This window comes from Sporosarcina siberiensis (assembly GCF_042681925.1).
GTDB classification, from domain to species: domain Bacteria; phylum Bacillota; class Bacilli; order Bacillales_A; family Planococcaceae; genus Sporosarcina; species Sporosarcina siberiensis.
In genome coordinates, this window is record NZ_JBHUGI010000024.1 from 4255 (window position 1) to 22808 (window position 18554).

Here is an 18554-nt window from a genome sequence, read left to right on the forward strand (position 1 = left end):
GTATGATGTAGATAGTTAGAGTAGTTCGTTAATAACAAGTAAATCATGAAGGAGGGAAGTACATCCGATGAATCATCTAAATAACAAAAAACCGATCTATCAAGTAATTTATGATTCCATTGCTGAGGAAATTCACAACTCCGTTTATAAAGTTGGAGATGCCTTGCCCTCAGAAAGTGAGTTGGAAAAACTATTTCAGGCAAGTCGGACTCCTGTTAGACAAGCATTGAGTAAGCTTGAATCGAACGGATTAATTTACCGATCTCAGGGGAAAGGGTCGTTTGTGGCAAACTTTAATCCCATCGGTCAATGGACAACAATGACCGGTTTTAAAAACAATTATATGAGAGATTGGAAAAAAATATCGGCAAGAACAATTGAAATTGTTGAAAAGGCATCGCCTTATTATGCGAGTGTTCTTGGAATAAGTAGCCAAGCAGAATTGATTCATCTGAAACGAATTCGTACGGATGATGGCGAACCAGTTATTTATTTAGAACATTATTTACCACCTCATTTATCGGTAGATATGTTCCAAAAAGATCCTGCATTTATATCGATTGATCAGTTATTTAAAGATGAAAAAAACATTGTGTTTACAACGATTAAAGAGGAATTAGAAGCTGTTTCGGCGGATTCTCAAGTCGCAAAACATCTTCAAATCAATGTGGGTGATCCAATTTTAAAAAGTACGAGAGTTTCATTCGATCATCAATCCATTCCAATGGACGTCACAGTTATTTTTCTGAAATCCGAGAAATGGAAGTACGTTATTGAATTTAACAAAACGCTGTAATTAAGAATACACTTTACCAACAAAAAACTGGGGGTTTTATCAAAATGGGAACACATAAAAATGGTGAATTATTCAATAATGAATTACTTGCAGAAATTAGAGAGAAGTTTGCTTATGTAGGCTTCGATCCCTTAAAACAAGTGGATCGCCTGTTTTTTGACAATGCAGGAGGGTCTTTTAGATTGAAACGCGCGAATGAAATATTTTCGCAGTTTGATTTGATACCCAATTGTCCGATGCGTGAACATGAAACATCGAAATATTTAACAGATATTGAACAAAAGGGAATCGATGATACTCGAATTATTTTTAATGCTAAAAAAGGAAGTATTGCAACGTACTTTACGGCTTCTAAAGCTATTTTTGAAATTACTCGTTTGATCGCTGAAAATATTGAGGGTACAAATATAGTAACTACTGTTCTTGAACATCCCTCCGCTTTCGATGCAGCAAAGTTTTATGCAGATAAGTCGGGTAAGGAATTCCGTGTTGCTAAAAGTAATCCTGTGACTGGGGGGGTTGACGTTGAAGAAATCACTAAACTGATTGATAAAGATACTTGTTTATTAAGCGTTATTTTCGCTTCGAATATATCGGGTGCTATTTTGGATATTGAAACGATTGTGAGAGAGGCTAGAAAAATTAAACCTGATCTCTATATTGTTGTAGATGCTGTACAACACGCTCCACACGGCATTATTGATATCGAAAAAACACCAGTGGACGCAATGAACTTTGCACCTTACAAATTCTTTGGTTCAAGAGGTATTGGTGTAGCTTATCTTTCTGAAAGAGCCGCAAATCTTCCACACCAGCGTTTGTTGGGCAAAGCAGATGGTGAATTACAACTGGGGAGTTCTGTTCCAGGTCATTTTGCCTCAATCAGTGAGGTTGTAGATTATGTATGTTGGATTGGAAGTACGTTTTCTGATGTGGAAGATCGTAGAAGTTTATATGTAGAGGGAATGAATCGAATCGCTTTGCAAGAAAGAGCCCTACTAGAAACAATGCTTAATGGAACGGCAAATGCGAAGGGGTTAAGAGAGATTCCCGGAGTGACTGTTCATCTGGATTATGAAGATTTGTCTAAAAGAGATTTGATAGTTGCCATCAGTATAAATGATTTGAACTTTCAAGAGGCTGTTCTACAATATGAAAAAGCAAATGTAATTGTATATGATCGTGTATCAACGAGTATTTACTCGAATCGAATGTTAGAGTCGTTTGGAATGACTGGTGCAATTCGAGTATCCCCTTTGCACTGCAATAGTGTCGAAGAAATAGAGAAGTTTTTAGAAGTTACTAAGAAAATTGTCGAAGAAATGGGGAATGAATGATGAGTTTATTAGATAAGAAGTTTTTAAAACTTGGGGCGGAGTTTGCACCTGGGCAAGAAGTAAGACAGACTGCTAATGAAGATGAAAATCTTGGTGAGGAAATCCCTGGAACTCCAGTAGATTTTTCGCATGGAGATGTAGATGCTTTTGAACCCATTCCAGGAAGTTTAGAGCATTTCGTTGAAGGCGTTCATCTTGGAGGAAAGCAAGCTTACACTGAGTACCGTGGAAGTAAAGAAATTCGAGAAAATGTCGCTGAAAAGCTTTCGGTTTTTACGGGTACGAGTATTAATGCGGACCGAAATTTCATCATAACACCAGGTACGCAAGGGGCGCTTTTCTTGGCCATGGGCTCTACGATTTCTCGAGGGGATAAAGTCGCTATTGTTGTACCCGATTATTTTGCCAATCGAAAACTGGTTGAATTCTTTGACGGAGAAATCTTTCCTATTCAGATGGATTACTTCAATTCGGATAAAAGTGCAGGTTTGGATTTGACGCAACTTGAGGATGCATTTATAGCGGGTGTGAAACTGTTTTTATTCTCAAATCCAAATAACCCAACAGGTGTGGTTTATTCACAGGATGAGATTCTTGGAATCGCGAATTTAGCACAGGAGTACGGGGCAACTGTTATTGTGGATGAACTCTATTCGCGTCAGATTTTTGATGGACAAAGTTATACGCATTTATGCGCACAAAACATAGTGGATCCGGAAAATGTGATTACTATTTTAGGACCATCAAAAACAGAGTCGCTAAGCGGCTACAGACTAGGTGTGGCTTTTGGCTCTGCAAAAATTATTGAACGAATGGAGAAACTACAAGCAATTGTGTCTCTTCGCGCAGGTGGATATAGCCAAGCAGTCCTTAAATCTTGGTTTGCGGAGCCAGAAGGATGGATGACGGATCGGATTTCTCAGCACCAAGCAATTCGCGATAATTTAATTTCCGTACTTAATGATTCTGGAGGTTTTAAAGTCCGAACAACTGAGGCGGGCAGTTATCTATTCCCCAAAATTGTAGATTTGGGTGTTCCGATTAATAATTTTGTGAAAATCCTAAGACATCGCGCAGCTGTTATTGTTACACCGGGGTCTGAATTCGGACCACAATTCACAGACAGCTTTCGCATAAACTTTTCACAAGATCATACATCTGCTGTCTCAGCCATGAATCGTATCGTTCAGTTGGCGAAGGAGTATCGCAAATGACCAGATTTGAAGAACTTAGCAATCCGATACCACAGGGGAAATATGCTCCTGCATCACGTTTTGGAAACCTAATTTATACAGCTGGAATGACACCAAGAAAGAACGGCGTACTCATTCAAAGCGGAAAAGTAAGTACTGGGGACTCGGTGATTATTTATAAAACAGCGGTTATACAAGCCGTTTCCAATGCACTTACTGCAGTGAAAAGTTTATTAACGAAAGAAGAACAGCTGGATCAGATTATTTCTATGACAGTTTATATTAATTCGGATGAAACATTTGAGGCTCATTCAAGCATAGCGGACTTTGCTTCAGAATATTTATATGAAGAATTAGGGGAGGCTGGCATAGGGAGCCGAGCAGCAATAGGTGTAGCTTCTTTACCAGGAAACGCACCGATTGAGATTCAATTGATTGCTGGGGTATCTTAAGAAAAAAGAATCTTTTGTTTAGACCGATTGAAGCAATTACCTGAAAAAAACAAAAGTTCAAACAAACTTGAAATTGAAAGTTTAGTTTGAAAATATGAAAACAGGAAACGGTATCTCAATATTGATGCTGTTTTCTGTTTTTTTGATTTATTTTTCAAATGAGCTTGGTAAAGAAAAGTATAACGAAAGATAGCGAAATATAGTAATTTCGTCAACAAGTACTAAAATGTACTTATAATTAGCAAGAATCATTTTTAACTAAAGATATTGTCGAACGAATTTATCATATAAATAACAGGATATGAACAAGATAAATAGAATATAGGTAAGAATACAACATTATTAATCGAGGACAGAGAGGTGATTAGATTGGAATCAGACAACGAAAGAACAAGAAGAATACAAGAAGTTTTATTAGAAGATCCATTGTATGCAGTACTTCGTAATACGCCCGAGGAACATACTTTGTATAGTGAGGCGTACTTGGAAGAAATCATTGAAAAGGAACTATATTCGACTATAGAAGTTGCTCGTTTTTTTGGTGTATCCATTAAGCAAGTACGCTATTATATTAAACCGTTTGAAACGTACATTTTTTCATCGGAAGAAAATCCTTCATCCCAATCCGTCATTCGTTTAACATTTACAGCTATTTTAAAACTTCGCATGATTTTATTGTTGAAAGATGAATATCGCGTGAAAGGATTATCCAACTTGCTTGGAATTAATGAGGAAGAGGATATCAATCCACATACTTTTTCGTCTCAAGATGAACTGCTGAAAAAAGTGGAGAGGCTGAGCAATATCGTGAACGGAATTGTTGGGACTGGTTTGTTTGAAGTAAAACAAGAGGGAAATGAGAAACAAGAAATCGCCATCAGTCTAGAGTTCATCCAAGAACAAGTTCTAACGGTTTCAGGAGATTCAAATGCACAAATTGAAGAAATAAAAGCATTAGCGCTTCATTATAGTCAAGAAAATGAAAGTTTGAAAAAACAACTGGAAGAAATAAGAGAACAAAGAATCACAGATGTTGCAATTTCCATTAGAGAACGTTCTGTGGAAAATAAAATAATTGCTCATTTACATGCTGAGGCAGTGGACGAGTTCTTTCATCAAAAAAAGTTTGGTAGGTTAAAAAAAATATTTAACTCTTCAGCAATTGAAAATGAAAAAGAGCTATTTATTGCGGATTATATCCATCGTTATTTAAATGATCGGTTAAAGCTGAAAATAGAGACCTATCATGAGTTACCATTGATAGGTTAGATGAAGTGGGTAATAATGAGAAGTGCTGGATACTAACAAAAACAGACTTATTTCAGTAGTATTCTATCAGTTGTGTGTAAAAACTCTTTCTATACTAGGAAGAGTTTTTGTTTTGAATAAATAGTAGTAGAAATGAAAAAACTAATTAAGTTTATTCGACAGGAAAAATTTGGACTGTCCATTCATCGTTCGCAATAACATTACCAAATACATCATCCGGTTTAAATACGAATGACCAAGGCATCGCTGAATAAGCCGGTATGATTACATCTATTGTGAATTCAGCACTTGCGTGGCTGGTGTTTTCTTTATTATTAACTTTCACTCGAGTAGTAGTTAACTTAAGTTCTGTTTCCGAGCCGTTGCAAATTAAAACAGTTGCGACCATACCACCATTTTTCTTTTGTTTTACAACTACGGTACAAATTGAAGTGGAAGTATTGTCAGAACTATACTTGCTTAAAATCTGTTCGTACTTCTTTTTTTCTGCAACGGTTAGTGTTTGCTCCCAAACAGGGTGATAGGCTATTCTAAACTTCATTTTAGATACCTCTCTTACTTTTTAAGTATAATTGGTTACCGAATCGATTTCAGTGCCTGCTGAATATTTTTGAATGTACGCAATTGATTACTACTATCAGTCGTGCCTGCTAAAGATTGTGCTACCTTTGGGGTTATTCCTGTTACGTAAAGTGTTCCACCCATTAGTTTGAGTATATCTTGAATAGTACTCATGCTTTGTACATGTGAGTTATCGCTCCAAAACAAACCTGTAATATCCAAAATGACGTTTTCTACATCATGTTTTTGAATATATGTTGTTAACTTTTGTGTCAACAAATTAAAACGGTCTGGTGTCATTTCACCGATTAAGGTAACTACAGCAATATTGTCTTGAATTTTCAAGATTGGAAGAGACAAAAGTTCAATATCTGCATCTTTCTTCATAAGCTCAGCACGTTGGCTAAATTCTAAAGAAATATTTGTTTGGGTGCCCGTAAAAAATAATTGATCATCAATTACTAATGGGCTAACGGAAATACGATTCCAAAACATTGTTCCGTCTTTTTTATAATTTTTTAATGTAACTGTTACTGGGATTTTATCCTGTATACCTTTTCTTAATTGTCCTACACCGATGGGATCTGTTTCTTCACCTTGCAGAAATCTACAATTTTGTCCGATTACTTCCGATAGTGGATAACCTGTCATTTTTTCAAAGGTGTTGTTTGCAAAAATAATGGGGTTATCGTGCTGAGATGGATCTGTTATTAACGCAGCCACTCGACTTCCGTCTAACATTGCTTCAAGAAGTTGTAATTGAACACTTGAAGTCAGATTCTTCAACTCTTTCACATCCCATCTTTATTTAACTATAGAGTTAGGTTTATTCTATCACAATAGTATCAAAGCGGATATCGAATTAGTAAATAAGTATGATAGTCGATATCCATTGCGAACCCTAAAATTATGAAATTAAAAAGGTAAGCCACAAATGGTAGTAATCACCACTTGTTGCTTACTTTTTTCAATCTAGTTTAACTTTTAGAATTGCTCCTGTATTTGCATCTGTTGCCAATGATTTTACCAATAGTGATTTTGGTTATTCGAATTCATAAGTGAGAGTCCTTTCTGTTGATTTTAGGTCGCTCTAAGCTATTCTATTCTTGAGTAAGATTTATGTGTTTTTTATAACTCCACCAAATTGTTATTTAATCGGGTATTAAATAAAGGACTTACCTACTTAGAAGTTGAAACAGAATAATATGGATATTGATTAGGGGGATGATGTAATGAGTACTTTACTGGAAAAGGATCAAACGGCTTTTGTTTTGGTAGATGTTCAAGGCAAATTGTCGGAAATGGTACACGATAGTGAATTGGTATTGGAAAACCTAGAAAAGCTTATACAAGGTTTACTAATTCTTGACATACCAATAATTTGGCTTGAGCAGTACCCGGAAGGTTTGGGTGGAACGAATGAGCAAATATCCAAACACTTAACGGGTTTAGAGCCTATAGGAAAAAGAACTTTCAATGCTTGCAATCATCCGGAATTTCTTACTGCTGTAAAAGCAACTGGGCGCCGGCAGTTACTTGTAGCAGGGATTGAAGCGCACATATGCGTTTATCAAACAGCTTTGGGATTGAAGAGTGCAGGCTATGACGTGCAAGTTGTAGCAGATGCTTCATCGTCCCGTACTGCATCAAATAAACACATCGGTTTTGAAAAGTTGAAACACAACGAGATTTCATTGACAAGTGTTGAAATGCTTTTGTATGAATTACTGGGAACTTCAGAAGGAGAACAATTTAAGAAGATTTTACGAATTATTAAATAAATAAATGAAAATAAGGTTTAACAAAGGAGTTTTCCAATTATGCAAATTGGTTGTACAAAGAAACTATTAGATGTGCTAAAAGCCGAATCTATAACAGCTTCAGAGGTGGATCCGTTATTCTCATGGCATGCAAATGTACTGATATTTAATCGGAAAAAAGTAGTTGTATTCATAAATGAGACTACTCGTTATGTCGTTGTACTGTTTGGAATAAAAGCAAAGGAGTTTAATAAATTTAATGAAGTTGTTTTGCAGGCAATCAGAGAATCTTTTCAATCGGAGGGCATCAAGGAAGAGGTCATTAATAACTATTTTCTTAGAGTAAACGAAGTAACCATTACGAAATCAAAAGATCGTACTTCTGTTGCAAGATTGAATAAGGCCAGTGAAAATGCATCTGTTTTTTATGATGTAATAGATGAAGAAGCTATTTTTCAACCCCAATTGGGAATGAAGTTAAACCGTCTTTTTGTTGGTGATGGAAAGAAGTCCTATATTTATCCGAGCGAAGAAATGTTTAAAGCTCTTCAGCTTTTTGCGGGCCAACCTATATTCGAAACGCAGGCGGTAGTTCTTAAAGTTACGCTTAGACTAGAAAATCATGAAGTGTGGCGACGTCTAGTAGTTCCTATCCACAATACATTTAACCAGTTACATACGATTTTACAAACTGCGTTCGGATGGCAAGATTCACATTTACATGGATTTACTATATATGATAAACCTCAAAATGGTAAAAAGTTAATCAAAAGTTTAGTTTGCCATGAAGAATTACTTTCCGATGCTGGAGAGGTGAGTACGATTCTTGAAAAAGGCATTAAGCTATCGGAATATATCCCTAAGTACGAACAACTTACATATACATATGACTTTGGCGATGAATGGAAACATGTGATCGAAGTAGAGAAAATGATTGAAAACCATGAGTTCAACTATGCCGTTTGTTTAGATGGAAAAGGAAACACACCACCTGAAGATGTAGGTGGTGAACACGGATATGATCATTATATAAATGTACTCAAGAATCCGAAAGACGATGACTTTGAATATTTGACGAAGTGGGGACGAATGCAGGGATATATGGATTTTGATAAGGACGCTATAAATAGGGCGTTGAAGTAGCTAAATGAAGCACATATCTAAAATTTAGGAGTAATAAAAAAACCAGGTTCTGAGTGAATATGAACCTGGTTTTTGTACTTCTAAGCTACCACGCTGATCTTTTTTCTTTCTAAAAGCACATAAATAATTGAAGCAATTAGAATAAGGAATGCAGCTATTAAATACACATTTTGATATCCGTAACTTATTGCAATAAGTCCAAAAACGAACGACCCAATAGCAAGTCCACTATCAAATAATGTGAAGAAAGTCGCTGTTGCATATCCGCTTCTCTCAGGATCCGTCGCTTGCATTGCAAGTGTCTGGAAGCTTGGTACAATCGATCCGTAACCAAACCCTAGAAAAGCACCTGCGAATAAGAACACAAATGTGGAATCCATAAACGCTAAAAGGATCAATCCGATTATAAAACTAATAAATCCAGGAATAATAACAAACTGTGGTCCTTTTTCATCGAAAATACGACCTGTAAACGGTCTTGCAACGAGCATTACTGCTGCATAAATCAAGAAAAATGTACTCGCCAATTCCAGTAAATCTTTTGCCTGTGCGTAAATGGATAAATAGGATAATACGCTTGCGTACGAAAAGGATATGACACTCGCCAAAAGGGAAATGGGTAGGGCCTTTTTCTCGAAAAGATCGCCTAATGCAAACTTCTTTTGAACTGAGGCGGCATCTGGAAAGTCCTTTTGAATGATTGACAATGATGTAATAACACCTATTATCATAATAAAACTCATTACTATAAAGAGCATATCAAATGAATAGTATTGTATGATGAAAAGTCCTATTAGTGGGCCAAGAACAACTGCAAGATTCGTTGACATTGTGTAGTAACCGAGTCCTGCACCGCGACGTGTCACGGGGATATTGTCCACTGCAAGTGATCCGGCTGCTGTAGTGATGAGACTAAAGAAAATACCTTGAACGAAGCGCAATGCTAATAATCCTTGAAAAGGTTCAATAAAGTAATAAAGGATTGTACACCCTAAATAGAGGACCAGGCCAATCCATAGCATTTTTCTTTTACCGTAAACATCTAATATTTTACCAGTAAACGGTCGTACCAAAATGGCCGATAGTAAGAAAATGGACATTAAAAGTCCGGCATCTTTATCTGTTTTGTTTAAAACATCCTTCGCATACAGTGGTAATGTAGAAACTAAACCATAAAAAACGATGAATACCGACAAGTTTGTTAAAAACAGACTAATAAATGATTTCGACCAAATGGGTTCTTTCTTCATTAATACACCTACAACCTTTAATTATATTTTACTTAATAGAGCCCTCAATAAAACTTGCTCCTCTTGCGTTATATCCGCCAAAAAGCTCTTTTCAAACTCAATTACGGACGTTTTTATAGTAGGAAAGGTACTTAATGCTGATTCCGATAAACGCACAATTTTTTCACGACGGTCTTTTCCTTCTACCGTTGTTAACCAGCCCAGTTTAATTAATCGGTTTACTGTTCGGGTAATGGTTGGTGCTTCAACATTTAAATACTTCCATATTTCCGTCAAAGTCATCTCCTTGTGCTGGTGAATACAATAAAGGACAGACCATTGAGCTGAAAATAAGTTATGCTCTTTTAATACTTCGTTTACTTCTTTACTAATGAGACGAGATTTTTGTAAAAGTTCATGAATGAATGGATTCAAGAAGAAAACCTCCTTTTGCTTACCTAGATAAGTATAAGTTGTTTTTTAAAGAGTGTATAGCAATTTGTTTGCAAGAGTTAAAAAAACTAAATCTATTGACAACATTTTTTCTTCGGTATACGGTCAATATAAGTACATTAAGATCATTCAGAAATGAGGGGTATATAAATTGAATTCTCACATAATAAATGAAAGATTCGAGAAATTAAAAGCAGTACATCCAAAAGTATATGAAAGTATTTTATCAAACTACGATAACCTTATTGAAATTCGCCGAGATTTAAGGAAACATCCTGAACTGGCCTTTGAGGAAAAGAGAACTTCGAAAATCGTTGCATCTTACCTAAAACAATGGGGCTATGAAGTACTGGAAGGCGTAGGAGGTACAGGAGTTATCGGGATCCTAAAAGGCCAAGTTGATGGTCCTGTTCTAGGATTACGTGCAGATATGGATGCTTTACCAATGCCTGACAAAATTGAAGAGTCCTATCGTAGTATTCATGAAGGTGTAGCACATGCTTGTGGTCACGATGTACATACGACGAACTTATTAGGTGTAGCAAAAGTATTCTCGGAAATCGGATTAGAAAGAGGAACGCTTAAACTTATTTTTCAACCTGCTGAAGAGATTGGAGCGGGAGCGTTAAAGATGATAGAAGACGGAGTACTCGAGAATCCAGCAATGGATATGATTGCTGGATTACATGTTGCTCCTTCGTTAAAAGTAGGCGAGTTCTCTGTATCGAAAGATGAATACAGTGGAGCTGCAGTTGATATATTCGAACTTACCATTAAAGGTAGGGGTGGACATGCAGCACATCCGCATTTGGCAATTGATGCAATCATGGTTACTGCACAGGTTCTTGTTGCGCTTCAACAAATTGTAAGCAGACAAATTGATCCGCTCGATTCTGTAGTACTAAGTGTGGGACAAATTCAAGGGGGCACAAAAGGAACAATTCTACCTGATACCGTGACTGTGAATGGAACCGTTCGAACTTTGAATCCAAAGGTCAGAGAAGTAATGGAAGAGCGGATTCAACAAATTGCTGAGAACGTGTCAAAAGCATTTGGGGGATCTTGCGATTTAAATTATGGATATATGACTCCATCTTTAAAAAATGATAATGCGACTAAAGCGTTTTTTGTATCCGCTACTCAATCTACATTCGGACCAGAATCTGTTAGTTTCTCTAATGCATCAATGGGTGGAGAAGACTTTGCATGTTTCTCACAAGAAGTACCATCAGTATTTTTCAGGTTAGGTACGTGTTCAGGGGATTCAACATCTAATGGACTCCATACAACTCAATTCAATATTGATGAGAAAGCAATCCTTTTTGGAATAGGTGCTGTATGTAATTTAGCATTATCCTTTTTTGATAAAAAATAGATTATTAAATTCTTATGAAGTGATTTTATTAATACTTATAATACGACTCCGTGTTTTTATACGGAGTCGTTTTCATTTAAAATAACATATGAAAAATTAAATTGAAACTTTCTTATCTATGAATCGACTAATCGTATGTTAATAAAAAAAATTTGGAGGACAACATGAGAAAACTCAAGGTAATGACAATCATTATGTTTTTGGTACTAGTAGCTGGTTGTACAAATCAGCCAAATAACGATAAGGAAGATTCAGACACAGCATCTTTTGACACTATTTTAGTAGATGTTAAAGAACAAATTGCACAGTCTTTTAAAGACGATGGTGTTGAAGAAGAAGTTCTTGTCGATGGTAAACTTACATTTTACTGGGAAACTGATTTAACAGCTTCAGAAGAAAGTGATCCAGCGATAGCCATTTGGGTAGAAAAGATGGGTTTAAACAAAGAGGAAATCGTGAACGGAACAGTAATTGCCGCTATGATGAATGTGAATGCAGATGAAATCATTTTGTTAGAAGCGAAGGACGAAAAAGATGTAGCATCATTAAAATCTGCTCTTGAAAAAGAATTGGAAGGTCAAATTCAAACTTGGAAGCAATATTTACCTGACCAGCTTGAAAAAGTTGAGAATAATATTATTACTACAAACGGAAAGTATCTAATGTATATTACTTATTCAAATCCAGAAAAAATCGAAAAGATTTTTAAGGATAGTTTTTGATTAAATGATTTATATAAATAGTTATAATAAATAATTGGAAATATAGGACTGTTCTTCTTTGAAGAGCACCATCGATAGCAAAAAGGCACATATTGTGCCTTTTTGTATTTCTAAGAGCGAATGGGGATATTGCAATGGTATTCAGTAGTTTGACTTTTATATTCTTTTTTCTGCCTTTTGCATTGTTGGTCTATTACATAAGTCCAAAAAAAATGAAGAATATTGTTTTACTCGTAGTAAGTTTGTTATTTTACGCTTGGGGAGAGCCCATTTATATTTTTCTTATGCTTTTTTCCGCAACGATTGATTATTTTCATGGACTCTTAATATTTAAATACAGAATTAGTCAGAAAATCAAAGCGAAAATGGCGTTAATTTCATCTTTAATTGTTAACATTTCTATTTTAACCTTTTTTAAATATGCTGACTTTCTTGTTGATAATTTGAATAACGTATTAAGCATGAATATCGCACCATTGGATTTGCCGCTTCCAATAGGTATTTCCTTTTATACATTTCAGACGATGTCCTATTCAATTGATGTATATCGTGGACATGTAAAGCCTCAAAAGAATCCTATTACATTAGCTCTTTATGTGACATTATTTCCTCAATTGATAGCAGGTCCGATTGTGCGTTACGAAAGGATCGAAAAGGAGCTTCAGAACAGGACATGGAATGCTCAACAGTTTTCAGATGGCGTTCGGATATTTATCATTGGTCTTGGTAAAAAAGTTCTTATTGCAAACACGATAGGACAACTATGGTTTAATATTGAAAACCAAAGCATTAATGAATTGACTATTTTTACTGCATGGTTAGGAATTATGGCATTTGCTTTCCAAATCTTCTTTGATTTTAGTGGCTATTCAGATATGGCTATTGGTCTTGGGAAAATGTTTGGCTTTAACTTTCCGAAGAATTTTAATTATCCTTATATCTCTAAAAGCGTTACAGAATTTTGGCGAAGATGGCATATATCTCTTGGTTCATGGTTCCGAGATTATGTATATTTCCCTCTAGGTGGAAGTAGAAAAGGAAAGCTCATTACATATCGGAATTTATTTATTGTCTGGGGAATTACCGGACTCTGGCACGGGGCAAGTTGGAACTTTATACTATGGGGACTATATTTTGGAGTCATTATCGCAATTGAAAAAGCGGGTTTATTAAAAGTACTAAATAAAATACATCCATTTTTTCAACACTTTTATTTGCTGTTCATAGTCCTTATAAGTTGGGTACTCTTTGTGTTCGAGGACTTCTCAAAAGGGATTCAGTATGCAAAAGTCATGTTTGGCATTTCTACAAACGCCTTCTACGATACGCAGTTCTTCTATTATTTGTACACGAACATTATATTGTTTCTAATAGCAGCTATCGCGTCCACACCCGTTATAAAGTATGTAAACCTGAAAGTACTTACTAAGTTGTCTGATCATATTCGTATACCTATACAAAAATTTGTGCCACTCTTTTTTTACATATTCATATTATTTTTGTCTACGGCATATTTAGTGGATGATTCTTTCAATCCATTCTTATATTTCAGATTTTAAATGTATAAAAGTAAAGGAGGTTTCTAATGAATATACTAAATCGAATCGTAATTGGAATCTTCTTATGCTTTATTGGCGGAATTTCATTCATGCATATTTTCACAAAGGATATCCGTTTTTCTGAAGGAGAAAACCGAGTACTTTCCACAATGCCAAAATTTACAGTTCAAAGTCTTGTATCAGGCAAATTTACTAAGGACTTTGAAATATATTTAAGCGATCAATTTGTAAAGAAAGAATTTTGGACAGGATTAAAGGCTTCTGCTGAAAAGACAACTTTGAAGCAGGAAAATAATGGTGTTTATTTTGGGAAAGATGGCTACTTACTAGAAAGGTTTGAAAGTCCAGGAGAACAGCTAATGAAGAATATTATTAGTATCTCTACGTTTACAAAAGCCACCAATGAAGCATCTTCTTATTTAATGGTAGTACCTACTTCGATTGAGATGTATCCGGAGAAACTTCCATTGTTTGCACAAACAGACAGTCAATATGCAGCAATTGAAGAAATTAAGGAAAACTTAACCGGTTCTATTAAATGGATTGATGCCTACAAATCACTTAAACGTTTAAAAAACGAAGACATATATTTTCGTACCGATCATCATTGGACGACACGAGGAGCCTATGGAGTATACAAGAACATAGCTGAAGAAATGGACTTTGAACCGTATGAAATAGACGATTTTACAATTGAAACTGTTTCTACCAATTTTTATGGGACCTATTATTCTAAAGCGAATGATCATAGTATCAAAGCGGATACGATTGAATTATTCAAACCTAAGTTTACTGTTTCATACCATGTTGAAATTGAAGACAGTGAATCTACTATGAATTCACTGTATAACTTGGATTATTTAAATAAACGGGATCAATATTCATTGTTTTTAGATGGTAATCATAGCAAAGTGAAGATTGTATCAAGTATGAAAAATGGACGTAAATTGTTAATTGTGAAGGATTCATATGCTCATGCAATGGTGCCTTTCTTAGCAAATCATTTCGAAGAAATCCACATGATTGACTTACGTTATTACCATAGCAGTTTGAACGAGTATGTGAAGAATAACGACATCACTAATACACTGTTTTTATATAATATCGTCACTTTTTCCGAAGATACAAATCTAATATGGCTGCGGCAATAGAATTAAAAGCTAGGGTGTTGACGAAGATATTTTAGATTGGTGTTATCTTTGTAGAAAACTCATGTAATTCATCGCTATCCGTTCATTTTCATAGATTTATCTACTATAATAGAGATAGGTATCATTCATACCCAAAGATAAAGAAATTAAAGGGGAATGAGTAAAATTCGAAACAATTGGAAGAAACTTCTTATTATTTTTGCTGTTGTCTTCGTGGCAATCCAGATCATTGGTAGTTTCTTTTTTTACGAACTAGCCGTCAAGCGGGGTCCGAAAGATTTTCTGGAAAAGAATGCGGATTTGGACGTGTCTGATGAAGCGATGGATCTTTACACAAATGGAGATTGGATAGATTGGGTGAATGACCAAAAGTTTGAACGACTTACTTTGACTTCACGCGATGGATTAGAATTATCAGGTTACTATTTACCAGCATCCAAACCTACCGATAAATTAGTCATACTTACTCATGGTTATTTAGGAAATGCAAAACAAATGGGGTTATTCGGTCAGTTTTATCATACTGATTTCGGTTATAACATTTTCATGCCGGATGCGAGGGGGCATGGAAAGAGCGGAGGGAATTATTACGGATTTGGTTGGCAAGATCGACTAGATTTAATTGATTGGACAGAGCTATTAGTAAAAAAGCTAGGGACTGAGTCAAAGATTAGCTATCATGGTTTATCCATGGGTGCAGCTACTGTTTTGATGGCAAGCGGAGATGACGGCCTTCCACGTCAGGTTAAAGCCATTATTGCAGATAGTCCATATGAATCTGTCTATCAGTTATTCTCCTATCAAATGAATCGGATGTTCCATTTACCTGCGTTTCCTTTGTTGGATAGTACAAGTATATTGACGAAAGTTAGAGCGGGTTATTCATTTAGAGAAGCAAGCGCACTGAAAGAAGTAGGGAAAACGAAAGTTCCAATTCTATATATCCACGGAAAAGGCGATACTTTTGTGCCTACTGAAATGGCGGAGGGATTATACCAACATACTTCTAGCGATTCTGAACTTTATCTAGTTCCGAAAGCGAACCATGGTGAGGCTTTTGCACTTGCAGGCGATAAATACAAAGAGAAAATAAATAGTTTTCTAATGAATACTATAAAATGATGGTTTTTAAAAGGAGAATGAATGTATGGAAAATAGTTTATCTTTGCGAGATGTATTTGAACATTCACGTACATATTTTCCGAGTCTGTGTCAATCGTATAAAGGTCATCCTGTTTTGTTTTTCGATAATTCAGCGGGGGCACAGGTTTCCAGTTTCGTAATTAATCGTGTTATTGATTATTACATTAATCGGAATGCGCAAAAAGGAACGATTTTCACTCGTACAGAGGAGATGCAAAAAACGATAATTGAGGGCCGACAGTTAGCTGCGGATTTTATCGGCGCTTCTGACCACACGGAAATTGCTTTTGGACTGAATGCAACAAGTTTCTTTCAATTATTTGCTCATAATCTGGGAAGAGATTTAACTGCAGGTGACTCTGTAATTATTACTGAGGCAGACCATCATGCTAACGTAGATCCTTGGATCGAATTAACTGAACGTGGCATCAACGTAGATATATGGAAGGTTGATGCAACAGGAGACTTAGACTTCGTTCAGTATAAAGAATTACTAAGTAAAAAACCTAAAGTAGTTGCGGTTGGATGGGCTTCGAATGCTACAGGTACAGTACATGATATGGAACGAATTACAAAAATGGCGCATGATGCCGGCGCATTAGTCGTAGCGGACGGTGTGCAAGCTGCAAGTCATATGGCAATTGACGTGAAGAAAGCTGGAGTCGATTTTGCAGCATTTTCAACGTATAAAATATTTGGACCCCATATGGGTTTCTGTTATGTCAATCGTGATAATTTAGAGCGGCTGAACGGCTGGAAAATTCAACAAGAACTAACGACAGATGCATATTTCTTTGAAGTAGGATCGCAAAATCATGAAGGTATTGAAGGGTTTATTGGTTCGATGGAGTATCTAGAACAAATTAGTAAAGATGCTGTGGAAAAAGGGTTATCCATTAACATGACTTCTTTAAAAGAATGTTCACCTAAGCGACAGAAACTTGCGGGTACAATGCACTGGGCATACTTATATGAGCAACAATTATCGGTATACTTTTTAGAAAGACTAAATCAAGTAGAAGATGTAGTTCTTTATGGTAAAACTATGGATCAAATAAACGAAAGACTTCCTGTATTTTCATTTAACATTGAAGGAATTGCTACGGACGATATTGGCCGGGCACTTAATAATTACGGGGTTGAGGCGCGAACGGGGAACTATTTGGCCATTAACCTAATGAATAATATAGCTTCTGAATTCAATGGCAGTGCACTGAGAATTAGCTTAGTACATTACAATACAATGAGTGAGATCGATCAGTTTTTTGATGCATTAAGCGAAATTCTTGCTCGAAAAGTCATATAAAATTTGTGCTTAAATTGTATATAGAATCGAAAACCTGAATAGAATGGGATTGTCCCATCTTTTCACGGCTTTTTAGTTGAGGACAAGCGATAATTTGATCTTTAAATCTTCTTTATATTAAGATTGTATAAAATGACCATACACTTTTTTAGGAAGCGAAGTGAGGATATGAATACAGATGAAGAGGAAATTGCTAAGGAAACAGTGGATGCTATTGAAAAAATAGTTGGAATTTCACCTGGATACAGAAGAGTTCATGCCAAAGGGATTTCATTTAATGCAGTATTCGAACCGAGTGGAATGGCTTCATCATTAACGACAGCTTCCCATTTGCAGAAAGAAAAAACGAGTGTGATTGTGCGTTTTTCACATACTTTCTCAAGCCCAGAACGTTATGAAGCGCTTGTTCCAATAAAAGGAATGGCCGTTCATTTTCTATTGCCAAATAATCAATTTACAGTATTGACGATGGTAAATGTACCTGTTTTTATTACAAAAACTCCAGAGGCATTTATAAATTTATTAAAGGTCATGTCAAAAGATTCATTAACAGGTAGAGTAAAATTCGAGAAATTACGTAAATCATTTGAATGGAGTACAATCCCTAAAGTATTACTTAGTTTGAAACCTGTAGCTAGTTTTTCTACTGAAACGTATCATGCACTGCATACTTATTATTTAATAGGCTCGAATGGTGAGAAACAAGCTGTTCGATTCAAATGGGTGCCAATTATAAATGAGTCTTTGGAGAAAAGTTCTTTGAAACATGGTGATTTGGAAAAAGAAATAGCTACTAAACTAGATAAAATGCCGATTCGTTTCCGTCTCATTCTTCAGTTGGCAACTAGCGAAGATCCAATTGAGGATCCAAGTGTTGAGTGGCCAGATGAGCGGCAAACGATTGATGCGGGTCTACTCACGTTAAAAGAAGTAATCGCAGACGGTGCCGAAGATTTAGTATTCGATCCTACTGTTGTTACTGAAGGTATAGAATGTTCGGAGGACCCAGTTTTACAATTTCGTTCATCTGTATACAAAGAATCTGCTCTTCGGAGACACGGAGAACGAAAAAAGCTTTATCCAGATGAGTGATTATATTTAACTA

18 protein-coding genes are annotated in these 18554 nt (G+C 35.8%); 14 read left to right on the forward strand and 4 right to left on the reverse strand.

The window, feature by feature from the left end; translation table 11 throughout:
• Positions 1-67 precede the first annotated feature (67 nt).
• The 5 genes from ACFSFY_RS07950 to ACFSFY_RS07970 all read left to right on the forward strand — a co-directional run bounded on the left by ACFSFY_RS07950 (position 68) and on the right by ACFSFY_RS07970 (position 5047).
• Positions 68-796: a GntR family transcriptional regulator gene (locus ACFSFY_RS07950; protein WP_381536944.1), complete on the forward strand. Its 729-nt coding sequence runs from the start codon at positions 68-70 to the stop codon at positions 794-796.
• Between the two features lie 44 nt (positions 797-840).
• Positions 841-2133 (forward strand): aminotransferase class V-fold PLP-dependent enzyme, encoded by a 1293-nt coding sequence (locus tag ACFSFY_RS07955; protein ID WP_381536947.1) that lies wholly within the window; start codon positions 841-843, stop codon positions 2131-2133.
• Entirely contained in the window at positions 2133-3347 is a 1215-nt protein-coding gene (locus tag ACFSFY_RS07960) for a pyridoxal phosphate-dependent aminotransferase (protein WP_381536949.1), read from the forward strand. Before ACFSFY_RS07955 ends, ACFSFY_RS07960 begins: the two co-directional genes overlap by 1 nt.
• Complete coding sequence (locus ACFSFY_RS07965; protein WP_381536951.1) at positions 3344-3778, forward strand: RidA family protein; 435 nt, start codon at positions 3344-3346, stop codon at positions 3776-3778. Before ACFSFY_RS07960 ends, ACFSFY_RS07965 begins: the two co-directional genes overlap by 4 nt.
• A 369-nt stretch (positions 3779-4147) precedes the next feature.
• Positions 4148-5047: a hypothetical protein gene (locus tag ACFSFY_RS07970; RefSeq protein WP_381536953.1), complete on the forward strand. Its 900-nt coding sequence runs from the start codon at positions 4148-4150 to the stop codon at positions 5045-5047.
• A 151-nt stretch (positions 5048-5198) separates the two neighbouring features.
• Here the strand turns inward: ACFSFY_RS07970 and ACFSFY_RS07975 are convergent, their stop codons facing one another.
• Entirely contained in the window at positions 5199-5588 is a 390-nt protein-coding gene (locus ACFSFY_RS07975) for an SLAP domain-containing protein (RefSeq protein ID WP_381536955.1), read from the reverse strand.
• Positions 5589-5623: 35 nt separating this feature from the next.
• A complete protein-coding gene (gene ytvA / locus ACFSFY_RS07980) occupies positions 5624-6394 on the reverse strand; it encodes a YtvA family blue-light photoreceptor (RefSeq protein ID WP_381536957.1) in 771 nt (256 codons plus the stop codon).
• 446 nt (positions 6395-6840) lie between these two features.
• Here ytvA and ACFSFY_RS07985 point away from each other — a divergent pair, with 446 nt between their 5' ends.
• Positions 6841-7389 (forward strand): hydrolase, encoded by a 549-nt coding sequence (locus ACFSFY_RS07985; protein WP_381536959.1) that lies wholly within the window; start codon positions 6841-6843, stop codon positions 7387-7389.
• 39 nt (positions 7390-7428) lie between these two features.
• Positions 7429-8511: a plasmid pRiA4b ORF-3 family protein gene (locus tag ACFSFY_RS07990; protein WP_381536961.1), complete on the forward strand. Its 1083-nt coding sequence runs from the start codon at positions 7429-7431 to the stop codon at positions 8509-8511.
• A gap of 80 nt (positions 8512-8591) precedes the next feature.
• Here ACFSFY_RS07990 and ACFSFY_RS07995 read toward each other — a convergent pair whose 3' ends face one another.
• Together ACFSFY_RS07995 and ACFSFY_RS08000 are read right to left on the reverse strand one after the other, a co-directional pair.
• Complete coding sequence (locus ACFSFY_RS07995; RefSeq protein ID WP_381536963.1) at positions 8592-9761, reverse strand: MFS transporter; 1170 nt, start codon at positions 9759-9761, stop codon at positions 8592-8594.
• Between the two features lie 21 nt (positions 9762-9782).
• A complete protein-coding gene (locus tag ACFSFY_RS08000) occupies positions 9783-10175 on the reverse strand; it encodes a MarR family winged helix-turn-helix transcriptional regulator (protein WP_381536965.1) in 393 nt (130 codons plus the stop codon).
• 169 nt (positions 10176-10344) lie between these two features.
• Between ACFSFY_RS08000 and ACFSFY_RS08005 the strand changes: the two genes are divergently transcribed.
• The 7 genes from ACFSFY_RS08005 to ACFSFY_RS08035 all read left to right on the forward strand — a co-directional run bounded on the left by ACFSFY_RS08005 (position 10345) and on the right by ACFSFY_RS08035 (position 18541).
• Entirely contained in the window at positions 10345-11568 is a 1224-nt protein-coding gene (locus ACFSFY_RS08005; RefSeq protein ID WP_381536967.1) for a M20 metallopeptidase family protein, read from the forward strand.
• A 164-nt stretch (positions 11569-11732) separates the two neighbouring features.
• A complete protein-coding gene (locus ACFSFY_RS08010) occupies positions 11733-12290 on the forward strand; it encodes a DUF4358 domain-containing protein (RefSeq protein WP_381536969.1) in 558 nt (185 codons plus the stop codon).
• Between the two features lie 134 nt (positions 12291-12424).
• Entirely contained in the window at positions 12425-13849 is a 1425-nt protein-coding gene (locus tag ACFSFY_RS08015) for an MBOAT family O-acyltransferase (RefSeq protein WP_381536971.1), read from the forward strand.
• Between the two features lie 26 nt (positions 13850-13875).
• Complete coding sequence (locus tag ACFSFY_RS08020) at positions 13876-15000, forward strand: DHHW family protein (protein WP_381536973.1); 1125 nt, start codon at positions 13876-13878, stop codon at positions 14998-15000.
• Between the two features lie 156 nt (positions 15001-15156).
• Positions 15157-16122, forward strand: coding sequence for an alpha/beta hydrolase (locus ACFSFY_RS08025; protein WP_381536975.1), 966 nt, complete (start codon positions 15157-15159; stop codon positions 16120-16122).
• Between the two features lie 25 nt (positions 16123-16147).
• Complete coding sequence (locus ACFSFY_RS08030) at positions 16148-17449, forward strand: aminotransferase class V-fold PLP-dependent enzyme (protein WP_381536976.1); 1302 nt, start codon at positions 16148-16150, stop codon at positions 17447-17449.
• A gap of 168 nt (positions 17450-17617) precedes the next feature.
• The gene (locus ACFSFY_RS08035) at positions 17618-18541 is read left to right on the forward strand and encodes a catalase (protein ID WP_381536977.1); all 924 of its coding nucleotides are present in this window, start codon (positions 17618-17620) and stop codon (positions 18539-18541) included.
• The last annotated feature ends 13 nt before the right edge of the window (positions 18542-18554 follow it).

Excerpts from the sequence above, each read along its gene's own strand:
- ACFSFY_RS07960 (WP_381536949.1), top strand. The coding sequence starts at position 2,133 with ATGAGTTTATTAGATAAGAAGTTTTTAAAACTTGGGGCGGAGTTTGCA.
- ACFSFY_RS07985 (WP_381536959.1), top strand. The coding sequence starts at position 6,841 with ATGAGTACTTTACTGGAAAAGGATCAAACGGCTTTTGTTTTGGTAGAT.
- ACFSFY_RS07990 (WP_381536961.1), top strand. The coding sequence starts at position 7,429 with ATGCAAATTGGTTGTACAAAGAAACTATTAGATGTGCTAAAAGCCGAA.
- ACFSFY_RS08015 (WP_381536971.1), top strand. The coding sequence starts at position 12,425 with ATGGTATTCAGTAGTTTGACTTTTATATTCTTTTTTCTGCCTTTTGCA.
- ACFSFY_RS07965 (WP_381536951.1), top strand. The coding sequence starts at position 3,344 with ATGACCAGATTTGAAGAACTTAGCAATCCGATACCACAGGGGAAATAT.
- ACFSFY_RS08030 (WP_381536976.1), top strand. The coding sequence starts at position 16,148 with ATGGAAAATAGTTTATCTTTGCGAGATGTATTTGAACATTCACGTACA.
- ACFSFY_RS08035 (WP_381536977.1), top strand. The coding sequence starts at position 17,618 with ATGAATACAGATGAAGAGGAAATTGCTAAGGAAACAGTGGATGCTATT.
- ACFSFY_RS08010 (WP_381536969.1), top strand. The coding sequence starts at position 11,733 with ATGAGAAAACTCAAGGTAATGACAATCATTATGTTTTTGGTACTAGTA.
- ACFSFY_RS07955 (WP_381536947.1), top strand. The coding sequence starts at position 841 with ATGGGAACACATAAAAATGGTGAATTATTCAATAATGAATTACTTGCA.
- ACFSFY_RS08020 (WP_381536973.1), top strand. The coding sequence starts at position 13,876 with ATGAATATACTAAATCGAATCGTAATTGGAATCTTCTTATGCTTTATT.
- ACFSFY_RS07950 (WP_381536944.1), top strand. The coding sequence starts at position 68 with ATGAATCATCTAAATAACAAAAAACCGATCTATCAAGTAATTTATGAT.
- ACFSFY_RS08025 (WP_381536975.1), top strand. The coding sequence starts at position 15,157 with ATGAGTAAAATTCGAAACAATTGGAAGAAACTTCTTATTATTTTTGCT.
- ACFSFY_RS07995 (WP_381536963.1), bottom strand. The coding sequence starts at position 9,761 with ATGAAGAAAGAACCCATTTGGTCGAAATCATTTATTAGTCTGTTTTTA.
- ACFSFY_RS07975 (WP_381536955.1), bottom strand. The coding sequence starts at position 5,588 with ATGAAGTTTAGAATAGCCTATCACCCTGTTTGGGAGCAAACACTAACC.